The organism is Sulfitobacter indolifex, from assembly GCF_022788655.1.
GTDB lineage: Bacteria > Pseudomonadota > Alphaproteobacteria > Rhodobacterales > Rhodobacteraceae > Sulfitobacter > Sulfitobacter indolifex.
Window position 1 is genome coordinate 1,673,961 of sequence record NZ_CP084951.1, and the last position, 13,712, is coordinate 1,687,672.

16 protein-coding genes and 1 tRNA gene are annotated in these 13,712 nt (G+C 60.5%); 6 read left to right on the forward strand and 11 right to left on the reverse strand.

The window, feature by feature from the left end; genetic code table 11:
• The first annotated feature begins 101 nt into the window (after positions 1–101).
• The 4 genes from ihfA to DSM14862_RS08185 all read left to right on the forward strand — a co-directional run bounded on the left by ihfA (position 102) and on the right by DSM14862_RS08185 (position 2,697).
• Positions 102–404: an integration host factor subunit alpha gene (gene ihfA, locus DSM14862_RS08170; protein WP_040701172.1), complete on the forward strand. Its 303-nt coding sequence runs from the start codon at positions 102–104 to the stop codon at positions 402–404.
• 3 nt (positions 405–407) lie between these two features.
• A complete protein-coding gene (locus DSM14862_RS08175) occupies positions 408–1,397 on the forward strand; it encodes a MerR family transcriptional regulator (protein ID WP_007119780.1) in 990 nt (329 codons plus the stop codon).
• Between the two features lie 67 nt (positions 1,398–1,464).
• Positions 1,465–1,541: transfer RNA gene (locus DSM14862_RS08180), tRNA-Pro, on the forward strand.
• 79 nt (positions 1,542–1,620) lie between these two features.
• Entirely contained in the window at positions 1,621–2,697 is a 1,077-nt protein-coding gene (locus DSM14862_RS08185; RefSeq protein ID WP_040701243.1) for a 2'-deoxycytidine 5'-triphosphate deaminase, read from the forward strand.
• 12 nt (positions 2,698–2,709) lie between these two features.
• On the opposite strand, the gene DSM14862_RS08190 is transcribed toward DSM14862_RS08185, so the two are convergent.
• The 8 genes from DSM14862_RS08190 to DSM14862_RS08225 all read right to left on the reverse strand — a co-directional run bounded on the left by DSM14862_RS08190 (position 2,710) and on the right by DSM14862_RS08225 (position 10,167).
• Complete coding sequence (locus DSM14862_RS08190; protein ID WP_007119782.1) at positions 2,710–2,886, reverse strand: hypothetical protein; 177 nt, start codon at positions 2,884–2,886, stop codon at positions 2,710–2,712.
• Positions 2,887–2,953: 67 nt separating this feature from the next.
• On the reverse strand, positions 2,954–3,610 hold the full coding sequence (scpB, locus tag DSM14862_RS08195) for an SMC-Scp complex subunit ScpB (protein WP_007119783.1): 657 nt from the start codon (positions 3,608–3,610) through the stop codon (positions 2,954–2,956).
• A gap of 3 nt (positions 3,611–3,613) precedes the next feature.
• Complete coding sequence (locus DSM14862_RS08200) at positions 3,614–4,408, reverse strand: segregation and condensation protein A (protein ID WP_007119784.1); 795 nt, start codon at positions 4,406–4,408, stop codon at positions 3,614–3,616.
• Positions 4,401–5,408 (reverse strand): glycoside hydrolase family 3 N-terminal domain-containing protein, encoded by a 1,008-nt coding sequence (locus tag DSM14862_RS08205; RefSeq protein WP_007119785.1) that lies wholly within the window; start codon positions 5,406–5,408, stop codon positions 4,401–4,403. The genes DSM14862_RS08200 and DSM14862_RS08205 overlap by 8 nt, the downstream gene beginning before the upstream one ends.
• Positions 5,408–6,457 (reverse strand): SPOR domain-containing protein, encoded by a 1,050-nt coding sequence (locus tag DSM14862_RS08210; RefSeq protein WP_007119786.1) that lies wholly within the window; start codon positions 6,455–6,457, stop codon positions 5,408–5,410. Before DSM14862_RS08210 ends, DSM14862_RS08205 begins: the two co-directional genes overlap by 1 nt.
• 31 nt (positions 6,458–6,488) lie before the next feature.
• Positions 6,489–8,234, reverse strand: a complete 1,746-nt coding sequence (gene argS / locus DSM14862_RS08215; RefSeq protein WP_007119787.1) for an arginine--tRNA ligase — start codon at positions 8,232–8,234, stop codon at positions 6,489–6,491.
• Between the two features lie 106 nt (positions 8,235–8,340).
• The gene (locus tag DSM14862_RS08220) at positions 8,341–8,961 is read right to left on the reverse strand and encodes a Rossmann-fold NAD(P)-binding domain-containing protein (RefSeq protein WP_007119788.1); all 621 of its coding nucleotides are present in this window, start codon (positions 8,959–8,961) and stop codon (positions 8,341–8,343) included.
• Between the two features lie 48 nt (positions 8,962–9,009).
• Positions 9,010–10,167 carry a deoxyguanosinetriphosphate triphosphohydrolase gene (locus DSM14862_RS08225; protein ID WP_007119789.1) on the reverse strand — a complete coding sequence of 386 codons (1,158 nt, stop codon included), beginning with the start codon at positions 10,165–10,167 and terminating at the stop codon, positions 9,010–9,012.
• Positions 10,168–10,263: 96 nt separating this feature from the next.
• Here DSM14862_RS08225 and DSM14862_RS08230 point away from each other — a divergent pair, with 96 nt between their 5' ends.
• A complete protein-coding gene (locus tag DSM14862_RS08230; protein ID WP_040701245.1) occupies positions 10,264–10,587 on the forward strand; it encodes a HesB/IscA family protein in 324 nt (107 codons plus the stop codon).
• A 16-nt stretch (positions 10,588–10,603) separates the two neighbouring features.
• On the opposite strand, the gene DSM14862_RS08235 is transcribed toward DSM14862_RS08230, so the two are convergent.
• Complete coding sequence (locus tag DSM14862_RS08235; RefSeq protein ID WP_007119791.1) at positions 10,604–11,659, reverse strand: DUF6902 family protein; 1,056 nt, start codon at positions 11,657–11,659, stop codon at positions 10,604–10,606.
• 56 nt (positions 11,660–11,715) lie between these two features.
• A complete protein-coding gene (locus tag DSM14862_RS08240; RefSeq protein WP_007119792.1) occupies positions 11,716–11,979 on the reverse strand; it encodes a DUF6749 family protein in 264 nt (87 codons plus the stop codon).
• Positions 11,980–12,327: 348 nt separating this feature from the next.
• Here DSM14862_RS08240 and xth point away from each other — a divergent pair, with 348 nt between their 5' ends.
• Positions 12,328–13,110 (forward strand): exodeoxyribonuclease III, encoded by a 783-nt coding sequence (gene xth / locus DSM14862_RS08245; protein WP_007119793.1) that lies wholly within the window; start codon positions 12,328–12,330, stop codon positions 13,108–13,110.
• Between the two features lie 9 nt (positions 13,111–13,119).
• Here xth and DSM14862_RS08250 read toward each other — a convergent pair whose 3' ends face one another.
• A complete protein-coding gene (locus tag DSM14862_RS08250; RefSeq protein ID WP_007119794.1) occupies positions 13,120–13,704 on the reverse strand; it encodes an HNH endonuclease in 585 nt (194 codons plus the stop codon).
• Positions 13,705–13,712: the final 8 nt, after the last annotated feature.

Here is a 13,712-nt window from a genome sequence, read left to right on the forward strand (position 1 = left end):
GCTAACGTAGAAAATTTCCGCCGAATCGCGTTCGATCCGGGCATTGATGTTGACTCTAAAATTCTGAGCAGCATATGTTGTTGGAAAGCATGGGGGATATAATGCCTAATAAGACATTGACGCGCATGGATTTAAGCGAAGCTGTATTTCGGGAAGTCGGTCTTTCACGCAATGAGAGCGCCCAATTAGTTGAAGCGGTGCTTGAGCATATGTCAGACGCTTTGGTCGAGGGTGAGCAGGTGAAAATCTCTTCCTTCGGGACCTTCTCGGTGCGGGACAAGACCGCGCGCGTAGGGCGCAATCCGAAGACTGGCGAAGAGGTTCCGATCAACCCGCGCCGCGTGCTGACGTTCCGCCCCTCGCATTTGATGAAAGACCGGGTTGCCGAAGGCAACAAGTCCTGACCCATGGTCAAATCGCCGGACGCTTTTCGCACCATCTCCGAAGTCGCTGACTGGCTCGGCATCCAAGCCCATGTTCTGCGGTTCTGGGAGAGCAAGTTTACGCAGGTAAAGCCCATCAAACGGGCTGGCGGACGGCGTTACTATCGTCCGGCTGACATGCTGCTGTTGGGTGGGATCAAAAAGCTGCTGCATGATGACGGGCTCACGATCAAAGGCGTACAGAAGATTTTGCGCGAAGAAGGGATGACCCATGTCTCGTCCCTCTCGGCACCGCTGGATGAATTAGATTTCCTTGAGCCTCGGCCCGCGCCCAAACCTAAGATTATTCGCCCCGAAACTGGTGTCGTTTTGAACTTTGGCTCGAAAGCGGAACCCGCTACTGCGCCAGACATGGCCGAAGCAGAAGTGCAGGCGGAAGACGCGAATGCTCCTGAGCATCAGTCGGAAAGTGCGGCACCTGTCGCAGGATCAGAGACCCCAGAGACCACCCCTGCCGAGCCCCCGCGCCCCGCGCCCGTGCCACCTGCGGATGATCACCCCCGCGCCACGCCCGATCCGTTGGCCCCGTCTGACAGCACAACCCCCGACGCGCCGCATCCTGAGATGCCCCCTTCCAACGAAGAAGCTGAGGCCGTTCAGGAAGAGCGAGTCGCAGGGCCGGCTACAAATGCCAGCCTGCCCGATTTCTTGAAGCGCCCCCTCGCCACAAGTCCGAAAGTACAGGACGACGCAGGGTCTGAGAATGTGGCGGATGAAGCGCCCTCCGAGCCGGAGATCGAAGAGATAGATGACACGCCCAGACCCGCGATCATCGACCTGCCGGACTTCACCCCCGAAGCCGATTTTCCAGCCCGTCCGGGGCTGTTGAGCGTGGCCACACGTGTGCATTACCTGCCGCGCGAGGTGCAGCCACGTGTCGCCGGATTGCTTCTTGATTTAGCTGAGATGCGCGTCCGCATGGCCGCCGAACCTGGCTTCGAAAGTAATTACTGATAGCGATGGAAAGATCGGCAATTCCCTCTTGCACCCCCTGCGAGATCGGGTATGAAGCCCACGTAGTCGGGCTATGGCGCAGCCTGGTAGCGCGTCCGTCTGGGGGACGGAAGGTCGCAGGTTCGAGTCCTGCTAGCCCGACCAACCGACTACAACAAAACGCCCGCGCCGGTAACGCGCGGGCGTTTGTCATTTAAAAAGGCCCCGCTTGATGCCCATTGCGATGAACGGGGTGCTCCCCAACCAACAGATTGCAGCGATGATCGAAAGTGGTGCCATTGCCGCTGATCCTGCCGTGACCACTGCACAAATCCAGCCTGCAAGCCTCGACCTGCGCCTCGGCACGGTTGCGTATCGCGTGCGGGCGTCCTTCCTTGCCGGCCACGGGGCCAAAGTCGCCGATCGGTTGGAAGAGTTCGAGATGCACCGCGTGGATCTGAGCGAAGGTGCCGTGCTGGAAAAGGGCTGCGTCTATGTCGTGCCCCTGATGGAAACGCTGGCCCTGTCCGAAGGGGTCTCTGCGGTCGCCAACGCCAAGAGCTCTACCGGGCGGCTTGATCTGCTGACACGTACCATCACCGACGGCGGGACCGAGTTTGACCGGATAGCACCAGGCTACACTGGACCGCTTTATGCCGAGATTTGCCCGCGTTCTTTTTCCGTCCTTGTCCGTCCGGGCATGCGGTTAAATCAAATCCGTTTTGGAAGTGGCGACGCCACCCTCGACGATGACGCCTTGCGTGCGCTGCACGACAAAACGCCGCTTGTAGATGGCACCGCCGTGATCGACGAAGGCTTGGGCTTTTCAGTCGATCTGCGCCTGCCTGGCACCAGCCTTGTCGGCTACCGCGCGAAGCCGCATGCCGGGGTGATTGATCTGGATAAAATTGGCCATTACGACCCGGCCGCCTATTGGGAAGAGGTGCACAGCACCAATGGGCAAATCATCCTTGATCCCGGTGCGTTCTACATCCTTGTCAGCCGCGAAGCCGTGACGATCCCGCCCGCCTATGCTGCTGAAATGGCACCCTATTTAGCGATGGTGGGTGAGTTCCGCGTGCATTACGCGGGCTTTTTTGATCCCGGCTTTGGCCATGCCGAAGCGGGCGGCGCAGGTTCGCGCGGGGTGCTGGAAGTCCGCTGCCATGAGGCACCTTTCGTGCTAGAGCATGGTCAGGTCGTGGGCCGCTTGGTCTATGAACATATGGCCCAAATCCCCAGCCAGCTTTACGGGGCCGACATCGCCTCGAATTACCAAGGCCAGGGTTTGAAGCTGTCGAAACATTTCCGCTCAGCCTAAGGGCGCGGAGGCTTACTTCGACCGAAAGAACCGCCGCAGCAGCCGAATACCCTGCTGCGCAGTGCGCGCGTTGAACGCACCACCTTTGCCCGATCCCCGCTTGCCTGCACGCCGCGTGCCCGCGCCAATACCACGCGACACCAAACGGCGCATCACCTGACGCATGACCATGTTAACGATCGAATTCATCGGTCCTCTCCCTCGGATCAGCCCGTCTGATGTAGGTGCCACGGGGCATATGTCACCCCCCGGCCCCTTAATCCTCGAAAAGCTCACTCTGACCCTCGGTGGTTTCCGGCTCATCCTCGCCATCGCCAACGGTCGGCAGAAGCCCAGATGGCGGGCGGTTTTCCAGCAGCCCGGCAGAGCGCAGTTCCTTAAGACCCGGCAGATCCCGCGCACTCTCTAGACCGAAGTGATCGAGGAACTCTTGCGTCACAACAAAAGTCACCGGGCGGCCCGGCGTCATTTTGCGGCGGCCAAAGCGGATCCACTCCATCTCAAGCAATTGATCCACCGTCCCACGCGAGACCGCAACGCCGCGAATCTCTTCGATTTCCGCACGGGTAACGGGCTGGTGGTAAGCGATGATCGCAAGTGTTTCGATCGCCGCGCGGCTCAACTTGCGGGTCTCAACCGTTTCGCGGTGCATGAGAAAGCCAAGATCGGGCGCGGTGCGAAAAGCGTAGGCATCGCCCACCTTCATCACCTGCACGCCGCGCCCTTGGTAGCGGTGGCGTAGGAAAGCCATCGCTTCACCCACGTCAGAACCACGCGGCAGACGGTCTTCCAACTCCCGCAGCGTGATCGGCTCGGAGCTTGCGAAAAGCACAGCTTCGATCATGCGTTCCTGCTCGGCCAAGGATGGCGCGTCGAACAGCTTTTTCTCTTTTGTTTTAACGTCTTCCGACACGCATCAATCCTTCTTACGCAGTTGGATGGGGGCGAAAATCTCTTTCTGGCGGATCTCCATCTGCCCCTCCTTGACCAGTTGGAGTGAAGCCGCAAAGGTTGCTGCTGTGGCCGAGCGGCGGCGCTCTGGGTCGGTTTCCCAGCCTTCGGGCAGATAGCTGTTCAGATCGCCCCAATCGCCTGCATAGCCGATCAGCCCGCGCATCCGTTCAAGCGCCTCTTCCATAGTGAATACCTTGTCGCGGTCCATCACGAAGGGGCGGAAATCATCGCGGGTGCGGGTGCGCGCGTAGCCTTGCATGAGGTCCAGCAGGGTGGCGGTATAGGTCACCTTTTTGACGCGGGTGATTTCATGGGTCTGGCCACGGGCAAAGAAATCCCGGCCCAGTTGATCGCGCGCCATCAGCCGTGCGGCGGCGTCCCGCATGGCTTGCAAACGTTCCAATTGATAGGCCAGATGCGCGGCCATCTCTTCGCCCGAAGGGCCTTCTTCTCTTGGGTCGGGGGGCAGCAGCAGGCGCGATTTAAGAAACGCCAGCCAAGCCGCCATGACGAGGTAGTCAGCGGCCAGTTCCAGACGCAGCTCTTTGGCACGCTCGACAAAGGCCAGATACTGCCGTGCGAGTTGCAACACCGACACTTTGCGCAGATCGACCTTTTGGGTACGGCTCAGCGACAGCAGCAAATCCAGCGGCCCCTCATAGCCCTCAACATCAATGATGAACGCCTCGGCAGCCAGCCGGTCAGCAACGGAGCCGCCAGCCCCGCCTCTGTCTTCCTCGAATGCTGTATCAGCCATGTAAAGTCCCGCCCAGAAGCGTCTCAAGCTGGGCGCTGAGGGCGTCGATGTCAACGTCATCGGGGGATTGCCGCGCATCCATCGCGCGCAGGGCGCGGGTCTGGGCAACCGGGGTCATCTCGCCTGCAGCTGCGGCCACGGCGCGGCGTTCGTCCAGCGAGCCGTTGCAGAATAGGGCCACGTCACAGCCAGCGGTAAGGGCCGCGCGGGTGCTCTCCGCCGGCGTCATTTGCAGCGCTTTCATCGAGATGTCGTCGGTCATGACCAGATTATCAAAGCCGATATCTTCGCGGATGAGGCGCATCACCTCTGGCGACAGGGTCGCAGGCGTATCCGCAAGCGCGTCGTAGACAAGATGCGCTGTCATGCCCATCGGTAGGTCGCGCAGGCTGCGGAATGGGGCAAAATCAACTGCCTCCAGATCAATCCGGCGGGCATCGACACGGGGCAGATTGTGGTGGCTGTCAAGCGTGGCGCGGCCATGGCCGGGCATGTGTTTCATCACCGGCAGCACGCCGCCGGCCAGCAGCGCATCAGATACGGCGCGACCAATCGCGGCCACCTGCCCTGGGGTGTCACCATAGCAACGGTTGCGCAAGAACGGGTGGGTTTTGGCAGAGGCCACGTCAATCAGGGGCGCGCAGTTGCTGTCGATCCCGACGCTGGCAAGTTCATGCGCGATGATCCGGTACATCAAGTAAAAGGCCGTGGTCGCCTGATCCCCGGCGCGCTTTGCCATTTCGAGTGGCGGCATCCAATCGCGCCAGTGCGGCCCGCGCATGCGTTGCACGCGGCCCCCCTCTTGATCGATTGTGATCACAGCGTCGTGGCCCGCCGCCTCGCGCATTTCATCGCAAAGCGCGCTGAGCTGGTCTGGGCCATCGATGTTGCGCCCAAAAAGGATGAAGCCGAAGGGCCGCACGTCCCGAAAGAATGCTTTTTCCTCGACGCTAAGCCGTAGGCCCGCGGCGTCGAGGATCGTGGCCCCAAAGGGACGCATCAGCGCATCACCACCGGGATGCAGTCTGCGTTCTCGGCTACGAGAGCTGAACAGAAGCGCCGCGCGTCGGCGATGTCTTGAAAGCCCATGGCGCGGAGGCGATAGAAGACCCGTCCACCGCTGGTCGCTTTCTGAACAACGCGGTTTTTACCTTCGAGGTACGCGCCAAAACGGCCTTGAAGGCGGTCCCATTGTTCGCGGGCAACCTCGGGGCTGTCAAAGGCGCCAAGTTGCGCCATGCGGGTGCCTGCAGGCAGGGCCGCGGGGTCAATCTCTTGGCTGGCGGTCGCGACTGGATTGCTTTGCACGGCGGCGGGTGTCACCACGGCGGCCCCGGCAGGGCGGCGGCGCGGGCGCAGTGAGTTGCGCACGCCGGGGGCGTTAAGGGCGGCTTTGACCACTTTGGGCTGAACCGACGTATCAGCAAGCGCCATGGCGACTGCGGCGTCTACTGGATCGGCCGAAGCGCCGGTCAGCGGGGCAACGCCATTCGTCAGCTGCGCCACAAGGTCTTGGACGTTGCCGGAGCGGATCGCGGCAGAGGCGTCGATCAGGTCGCCGTCCGTGTCACGGGCGACGGCTTGGGTCAAATCGTCTTGTGTCTTTGCAGCAACCATTGCCACTTGAACGGGTTGATCTTCGTCTTGTAATTCCATCTGACGCGGCGCGAGGCGGAGCTGTTCGGCGGGCCGTCCGGCGCTGCCTTCGGCGGCGACGACGTTCACCGACAGCCCCTGATGGCGGGCCAATTCGCCGCCCGGTTCTTCGGGACGGACGCGCATTTCGCCCTCGATCGCGCGAACCACCGGAATGCCGGTCACATCGCGTACAAGCAGCTTATAGCCCCAAACACCAATCCCCGCGACGAGCGCCAAAGAAACCACGGCGCCCGCGATATTGGTGAGCGTTGTCAGTGTCTTGGGCGTGGCGCCCACCGCATAGCTATGCGCGGAATCGGGCGCATAGCCCGCCGTCGTCGAAGAAGACGTAAAATCTGCCATCTCTGCCTCTTTGCCCGGCGTGATACATCGCCACGCGGGTCTGGTCATGGGGTTGCCTGTTTTCGGCGCGCTGGTGCGGTTACCGCATCTCCTGCGCCGGTGTGACCCCAAGAATACCAAGACCCGCCGCAATTACAATCGCAACGGCACGCGACAGGGCGATTTTTGCCTGCGATGTCGCAGCGTCCCCTTCTTGCAACGCACGCAGCCCGTCTTCGGAGCGGCCAAGGTGGTAAAGACTGTGGAAATCGGACGCCAATTCATAGAGGTAGAAGGCCACCCGGTGCGGTTCATTGCTGCGCGCGGCGGTCTCGACCAGACGCGGCCATTCGGCCAGTTTGCGCAGCAGGCCAAGCTCAGCGTCATGGTCCAGCTTGGTCAGATCCGCATCCCTCAGCGTGGCATCGGCAACCTTAACCCCGGCCTCTTGGGCCTTGCGCAGGATCGAAGCCACCCGCGCATGGGCGTATTGCACATAGAACACCGGGTTTTCGCGGCTTTGCTCCAGTACCTTGTCAAAATCAAAGTCCAGCATCGCGTCGTTCTTGCGGGTGAGCATGACGAAACGGGTCACATCGGGGCCCACTTGATCGACCACATCGCGCAGGGTCACAAAGGTCCCTGCCCGTTTGGACATCTTGAACGGCTCGCCGTTCTTATAGAGTTTCACCAGCTGCGTCAGCTTGATGTCGAGCGGCACATGACCGTCGCTCAGCGCCGAGACGGCCGCCTTCATCCGCTTGACGTAGCCGCCATGATCCGCGCCGAAGACGTCGATCAGCATGTCAAAGTCACGGCTGACTTTATCGTAGTGATAGGCGATGTCGGGGGCGAAATAGGTCCACGACCCGTCGGATTTCTTGACGGGGCGATCCACGTCATCACCGTGCTTGGTTGATTTGAACAGGGTCTGTTCGCGCGGCTCCCAATCTTCGGGCTTCTTGCCCTTTGGCGGCTCCAGCACGCCTTCGTAGATCAGCCCTTTGGCTTCGAGTGACGCAATCGCCGCCTCGATTTGGCCTGTGCCGTAGAGGGATTTTTCGCTGTAGAAGACATCCATTTCGACGCCCAGCGACGCCAAATCTTCACGGATCAGGTTCATCATCGCATCGCTGGCAAACTCGCGAATGTCGTCGAGCCATTCACTCTCAGGCTGGTCGACCAGCTTGTCACCGTACATCTTAGACAGCGCTTGCCCCAGTGGGATCAGGTAGTCACCGGGGTATGTGCCATCTGGGAAGGCCACCTCTTTGCCATTGGCTTCGAGGTAGCGCAGGTACACGGACCGCGCCAGCACATCGACCTGCGCGCCGCCGTCGTTGATATAGTATTCGCGTGTCACGTCGTAGCCTGCGAAATCCAGCAGGCTGGCCAGTGCATCGCCAAAGACCGCGCCGCGGGTGTGGCCAACGTGCAGCGGGCCGGTGGGGTTGGCCGAAACATATTCCACGTTCACCCGCTGACCCGCGCCAAGGATTGCCCGGCCAAAGTCCGTGCCTTGGCTGAGCACTTGCCGCGCCACATTCTGCCAGACCGACGGCGCAAGACGCAGGTTGATAAAGCCCGGACCGGCCACTTCGGCAGAGGTGATGCGGGGGTCATTTTGCAACTGTGCGGCCAGCGCTTCGGCGATGTCGCGCGGTTTCAGACCTGCGGGTTTGGCCAGTACCATCGCGGCATTGGTCGCCATATCGCCATGCGCAGGGTCGCGCGGCGGCTCGGCGGTGATCGGGTCAAAGTTCAGGGTCGCAGGCAGGGCGTCCTGCGCGACCATCTGTTCCAGTGTCGCAATGATGAGATGGCGAATTTCGGCAAATAGGTTCATGTCGGGTATCCTTGTTCCCCGCCCGTTTATCATGTGCGGGGGTGCAGTCAATGAAGCGGCGGGCCGCGAAAGCCCATGTGAGGGGGTGGCGTTTGAAGCGGCGCTGTCAGCCGAGGTCCAAACGCCCACTTCGGAGCCGTCGGCCAGCCTCAGACCCAAGGTAAAGCGCGGTGTCTGCGGCCAGTCCGGCCTGCCCTTCGGGCACAGTGATCAAGTGAAAATGCAGCCCCCGCGGGCCAAAGACCTTATCAAGCGCGGCATTGGCTCCTTCAACGGCGCCGATCATTCCGTAACCAGCGAGAGCCAATGGCTGACTGGGTCGCGACAGGACCGTTACAACAGACCCCTGCCCGGCCACCAATCCACGACCCAAAGCGCGCACCAGCGCAGAAAGCCCGCGGATCTGCGCATCAATACCTTGGGCGCAGTCCTCGGGGTCAAGCGGCATTAGGTTGAGCACCATATGAAGCGGCGTGGCGCCCCAGTTTCGGTGCAGTGGCTCAAACCGACTGACAAGATCGCCGGATAGGGCCAACCCGCCGACACGCTCTGCCGATTGGCTCATGAGGTCTGCCAAGACGCTGGGATCGCGGTCCAGCACCACGACCTCAGCCCCCATCTTCGCCGCGCGTTTGGCCACCGATGGGCCGGGGGCTTGGCCTGCCGAAAGGATCGCGAAGGTCGCGTCACCGGCCAAACTTTCCGGCAGAACGGGGGTTTGTATCATGTCATGTCACCTATGGATCACATTGGGCAGGCTACCATGCCGCAAAGATTAGCGGAAGCTGCGCAAGTCACTGCCAAAAAGACGGGCGTGTTCTTGCAACGCAAAACGGTCCGTCATGCCTGCGATGTAGTCCGAGACCATCCGCGCCAGCGTGGTTTCATTTTCTGCGGCTTCAATCGCCGTTGCCCAATGGCGGGGCAAAAGGTTTGGCTGAGACAAGAACAACGGGAACAGGTCTTCGACCACTTTGGTCACCTTCTCGCGGTTCTCCATCACCGATGGCGCGCGGTACATCCGCGTAAAAAGGAACTTTCGAATTTCGCGCAGATCCTGCCAAACGGGATCGGAGAAACGGATCACCGGGCGGCCCAGATAACGGATATCATCAGCGGATGTCGCGCCCGATTCTTTGAGCAGCTTGGCCGAGGTTTCGATTACATCGCCGACCATCACGCCAAAGACCCGACGTAGCGCCTCATGGCGGCGGCGGTAGCTGTCCGTGTCGGGGTAAAGCCTGTCGACTTCCGCATAGGCCGCGCCCACCATGGGGAGTTTTGCAATCTCGTCTTCGGTGAACAGCCCCGCGCGCAGTCCATCGTGTAGGTCGTGGTTGTTATAGGCAATGTCATCCGAAAGCGCAGCGACCTGCGCCTCGGCGCTGGCGTGGGTGTGCAGTTCCAGATCATGCCGCGCGTTATAATCCGCCAGCGCGTGGGGCACCTCTCCGGTGACGGGCCCATTGTGTTTGGCAATGCCCTCAAGCGTGTCCCACGTCAGGTTTAGCCCATCGAATTCGGCATAGTGCCGCTCCAGCGTGGTGACGATCTTGATCGCCTGCGCGTTGTGATCAAACCCGCCGTAGGGCGCCATCAATTTATGCAGCGCGTCCTCTCCGGTGTGGCCAAAGGGCGTGTGGCCCAGATCATGCGCCAGCGCCACGGCCTCGGTCAGCTCCCCGTTCAAACGCAGCGCGCCCGCGATGGTGCGCGCCACTTGGGCCACCTCGATCGAATGGGTCAGACGGGTGCGGAAATAATCGCCCTCATGCTCCACAAATACCTGAGTCTTGTGTTTGAGCCGCCGGAAGGCGGAGGCGTGGATGATCCGGTCCCGGTCCCGCTGATAGCAGGAGCGAAACGTGCTTTCCTCCTCCGGCACCAACCGTCCCTTGGCGGTGTCCGGATCCGAGGCGAATTCTGCGCGCATTGCGGCTGGTCCTCTCTCGCGGTCCTTGTGACCTGTCCTTGTGGTTTCTATATGTTAGAGGAACGCGAAAGAAAACCGATGCATCGGAGCCTGCAGATGAACCTGCCCCCCAAAGTCACCCCCCGCGCCTTTGAACGCCTCGCCGAGATCGGGGCCGCCGAGGAAGGCAAGGCCTTGCGCATCGCTGTCGAAGGCGGCGGCTGCTCGGGATTTCAGTACGAAATCGCATTGGACGCGCCTGCCGAGGATGACCTCGTGCTTGAAGGCAGCGGTCAAAAAGTGGTGGTTGATAGTGTGTCGCTGCCGTTTCTGGCGGATGCAGTGATCGATTTCACCGAAGAGCTGATCGGCGCGCGGTTCACGATTGAAAACCCCAACGCTACGGCGGCCTGCGGCTGCGGCACGTCATTTTCGATGTAAGCCTTTCCGGGCACGTCTATCCGCGCGCCCGGGCAAACCCTTCAAAGAACTGCTCAAAATGTGGGCCAGAGCGTTCGGCCTCTAGAAGGATCGCGTGGCTGTCGGGCCCGAGATAAGACAGAACATGCGGTCGCATATGTCCCCAATCGGCACTTCGATGGGCCCCCATATCACTTAGACATTCCGCCAAGGGGCGCAGCGCGCCTTGCACCTTGGGAAGGGAATAAAACCGCAACCCACCTTCGGGGATATGCTGAGCGTGCAGCGGGCCGCCTGCAATGTGCGCAGCCCAACCGGTGACCAGCCATTCATGCGCGTCATCTTGCAGTGGGGCGTTCAGATCAGCTTGGATTTGGTGGCCGCGATTGCACGCAGTGACAGATATTTCCCATAGCGGATTGGGGTGCGCCCCGGCGAACCGCAGTGCGGCGCAGACTTCGGCGAGAAGATCCATATCTTGGTCTAGGAAAGCTAGCAGCCCGGTGAATTGTAGACTTAATTGCGCTTCGGACGACAGTTTAGGGTCGCATCGACCATAGTCGGATAGGTAATAGACAATATGGGTCAGCTCATACGCGGCCTTGCGGTTGGGCACGGCAAAGGTGGCGCTGCGTGCGATGAAATCGCGCAGCCGCGCCCCAAGCGCCCCGTCACCGACCTCCTGCCCGATCCCCCGCCGGCGCAGCAGGCGCCGCGCTTCGGCGCGTTGCAGATCAGACAGTTCCGCATCCTTTAGGCCCGCGCGGGCAACATCTTCGCATAGCGCGATACCCTGTGTCATTGGCAGACCAAGGTCTTCAAGGTCGAGGCAGATCGACAGAAAAAAACGGTAATACTGTGGGAAATCGCGCAACATCTCGCGGCAATCTGCATGGAATTCGGCGAGCGGCTCCAGCGCGTCGGGGTTCAACACGCAGCCCGTGCTTGCCAGAACCCCTAGCAATTCTGCGTTCTCTTTTAGCCAAAAGACATCGCCCCGCACGCGGCGCTCGCTTGCGAAGGCGCGGATCAATCTCGCTGTGCGCGTTGATGCGTCGCTGGTGTCAGGTCTAAGAAAAACGATGTTGGTCATAAGTACGCCTCCGGGTTAAGAACAGCGGGCGGCCAAACCGCCCGCTTGATCAGGTTTCAGGCACCAAAGGTCAGCACTTGCGCCTCGGCTGGAGCAAGCCCCGTCGTGAAGAGGCCAACCCCTCCGCCCTGCGCGATGCAGCCCGTATCTTGCTGTAGTCCGGTGGTGAACATTTCAGTCCCCTCGCCCATCACCATGTCGCTGCCAATACGATTGAGGCCAGTGGTGAAAAGACCAACTCCCGCACCTAGGCTCATCAGGTTGTTGTCGGTCTCATGCGCTGTTACGGGGGCGGCGGCTGCTTTAAAAATCGCGGTCATGTCGGCGTCCTTTTCACTAAGTTTGCAATCTGAAGGTGTAGTTCGACTACTGATGCATCTTAAAAGTGTTTCGCCAAGGGATTTTCCGGTAACTTATTGTCCTGCAATACTTATCCACATTAAGGGCACGCCACAGTTCTGCCTCATTGATCGTTTTTTGCCGCAGCCTGCGTTTTAAATTTTCTTTCTTCCACAGGGCCGCTTCATGACAAAGTCAGTGACCTGCAGGCGCAAGTTCAACATATAGGGGAGTGCATGGTGATAGAATCACCCTAAGCGCGCACGCCTTCCCCTTGCCCCGGTGCGCCGTTTGGGCGATAGCAGGTCAACGTCTCAAGGGGGCCCGGCATGAAGATCGCAAGTTTCAACATCAACGGTATCAAGGCCCGCGCGGCGGCGCTTCCAGAGTGGTTGGATGAGGCACAGCCGGACGTTGTGGTGCTGCAAGAGATCAAGTCAGTCGACGAAGCTTTCCCCCGCGAGATGCTTGAAGAGCGCGGCTATAATGTCGAAACTCACGGCCAGAAATCGTTTAACGGCGTGGCGATCTTGTCGAAACTGCCGTTGGAAGACGTAACCCGTGGTCTGCCCGGTGACGATGAGGACGATCAGGCGCGTTGGATCGAGGCGACTGTGGTCGGTGACGATATGGCGCTGCGTGTCTGTGGGCTGTACCTGCCCAATGGCAACCCGGTGCCCGGCCCGAAATATGATTACAAACTGGCTTGGATGGCACGTCTTCAAGCCCGTGCTGAGGCGCTCTTGGCCGAAGAAACACCATTCCTCATGGCGGGCGACTACAATATTATCCCGCAGGCCGAGGACGCCGCCAAACCCGACAGCTGGCGCGAAGACGCGTTGTTTCGCCCTGAGTCCCGCGCGGCTTGGCGGCGGCTGGTGAACCTTGGGCTAACGGATGCTTTCCGCGCGCGGACCCAAGGGCCGGGGCATTATTCGTTTTGGGATTATCAGGCAGGCGCGTGGAACCGAAACAACGGCATTCGCATTGACCATTTCCTGCTGTCACCGACCGTTGCCGACCGCCTACGCGACTGCCAGATTGACCGCGACGTGCGTGGGCGCGACAAACCGTCGGACCATGTGCCGGTCTGGGTTGAACTGGCTATCTAAGCGCGTCCGTCAGGCTTCAAGCTCGGCATCCCAATAGAGAAAATCCATCCAGCTTTCGTGCAGATGCCCGGGCGGAAATTTGCGACCCATGTTGCGCAGTTCCTCTGCGGCGGGCTGTCGCGGCGGTTTGCGTAAGGCCAGCCCAGTCCGGTGCAAGGGCCGCGACCCTTTGCGCAGGTTACAGGGGCTACAGGCGGCCACAACGTTTTGCCAACTGGTCACCCCACCGGCGGCGCGCGGCACCACATGGTCAAAGGTCAAATCCCCTTTCGCGCCGCAGTATTGGCAGCGAAATTCATCCCTTAGAAATAAATTAAAGCGCGTGAAGGCCACGCGCTTTTGAGGTTTGACATAGTCTTTGAGGACGACAACGGAGGGGATCCTAATCACCGTAGAGGGGCTGCGCACCACCTCGTCATATTCGGCGACGATCTCGACCCGGTCGAGCCATTTGGCCTTTACCGCTTCTTGCCAGGGCCAAAGCGACAGCGGGTAATAGGATAAAGGTCTGTAATCCGCGTTGAGCACCAGCGCGGGGTGGTGTTTGAGTGCCGCCGGGTGGCGGGTGAATTCGGCCCTGAAATCGCCGTCCATCTGGTCGC

What these genes read in the sequence shown, in the direction of transcription:
- ihfA (WP_040701172.1), top strand. Translation starts at nt 102, where the DNA reads ATGCCTAATAAGACATTGACGCGCATGGATTTAAGCGAAGCTGTATTT.
- DSM14862_RS08175 (WP_007119780.1), top strand. Translation starts at nt 408, where the DNA reads ATGGTCAAATCGCCGGACGCTTTTCGCACCATCTCCGAAGTCGCTGAC.
- DSM14862_RS08185 (WP_040701243.1), top strand. Translation starts at nt 1,621, where the DNA reads ATGAACGGGGTGCTCCCCAACCAACAGATTGCAGCGATGATCGAAAGT.
- DSM14862_RS08190 (WP_007119782.1), bottom strand. Translation starts at nt 2,886, where the DNA reads ATGAATTCGATCGTTAACATGGTCATGCGTCAGGTGATGCGCCGTTTG.
- DSM14862_RS08200 (WP_007119784.1), bottom strand. Translation starts at nt 4,408, where the DNA reads ATGGCTGATACAGCATTCGAGGAAGACAGAGGCGGGGCTGGCGGCTCC.
- DSM14862_RS08205 (WP_007119785.1), bottom strand. Translation starts at nt 5,408, where the DNA reads ATGCGTCCCTTTGGGGCCACGATCCTCGACGCCGCGGGCCTACGGCTT.
- DSM14862_RS08210 (WP_007119786.1), bottom strand. Translation starts at nt 6,457, where the DNA reads ATGACCAGACCCGCGTGGCGATGTATCACGCCGGGCAAAGAGGCAGAG.
- argS (WP_007119787.1), bottom strand. Translation starts at nt 8,234, where the DNA reads ATGAACCTATTTGCCGAAATTCGCCATCTCATCATTGCGACACTGGAA.
- DSM14862_RS08220 (WP_007119788.1), bottom strand. Translation starts at nt 8,961, where the DNA reads ATGATACAAACCCCCGTTCTGCCGGAAAGTTTGGCCGGTGACGCGACC.
- DSM14862_RS08225 (WP_007119789.1), bottom strand. Translation starts at nt 10,167, where the DNA reads ATGCGCGCAGAATTCGCCTCGGATCCGGACACCGCCAAGGGACGGTTG.
- DSM14862_RS08230 (WP_040701245.1), top strand. Translation starts at nt 10,264, where the DNA reads ATGAACCTGCCCCCCAAAGTCACCCCCCGCGCCTTTGAACGCCTCGCC.
- DSM14862_RS08235 (WP_007119791.1), bottom strand. Translation starts at nt 11,659, where the DNA reads ATGACCAACATCGTTTTTCTTAGACCTGACACCAGCGACGCATCAACG.
- DSM14862_RS08240 (WP_007119792.1), bottom strand. Translation starts at nt 11,979, where the DNA reads ATGACCGCGATTTTTAAAGCAGCCGCCGCCCCCGTAACAGCGCATGAG.
- xth (WP_007119793.1), top strand. Translation starts at nt 12,328, where the DNA reads ATGAAGATCGCAAGTTTCAACATCAACGGTATCAAGGCCCGCGCGGCG.
- DSM14862_RS08250 (WP_007119794.1), bottom strand. Translation starts at nt 13,704, where the DNA reads ATGGACGGCGATTTCAGGGCCGAATTCACCCGCCACCCGGCGGCACTC.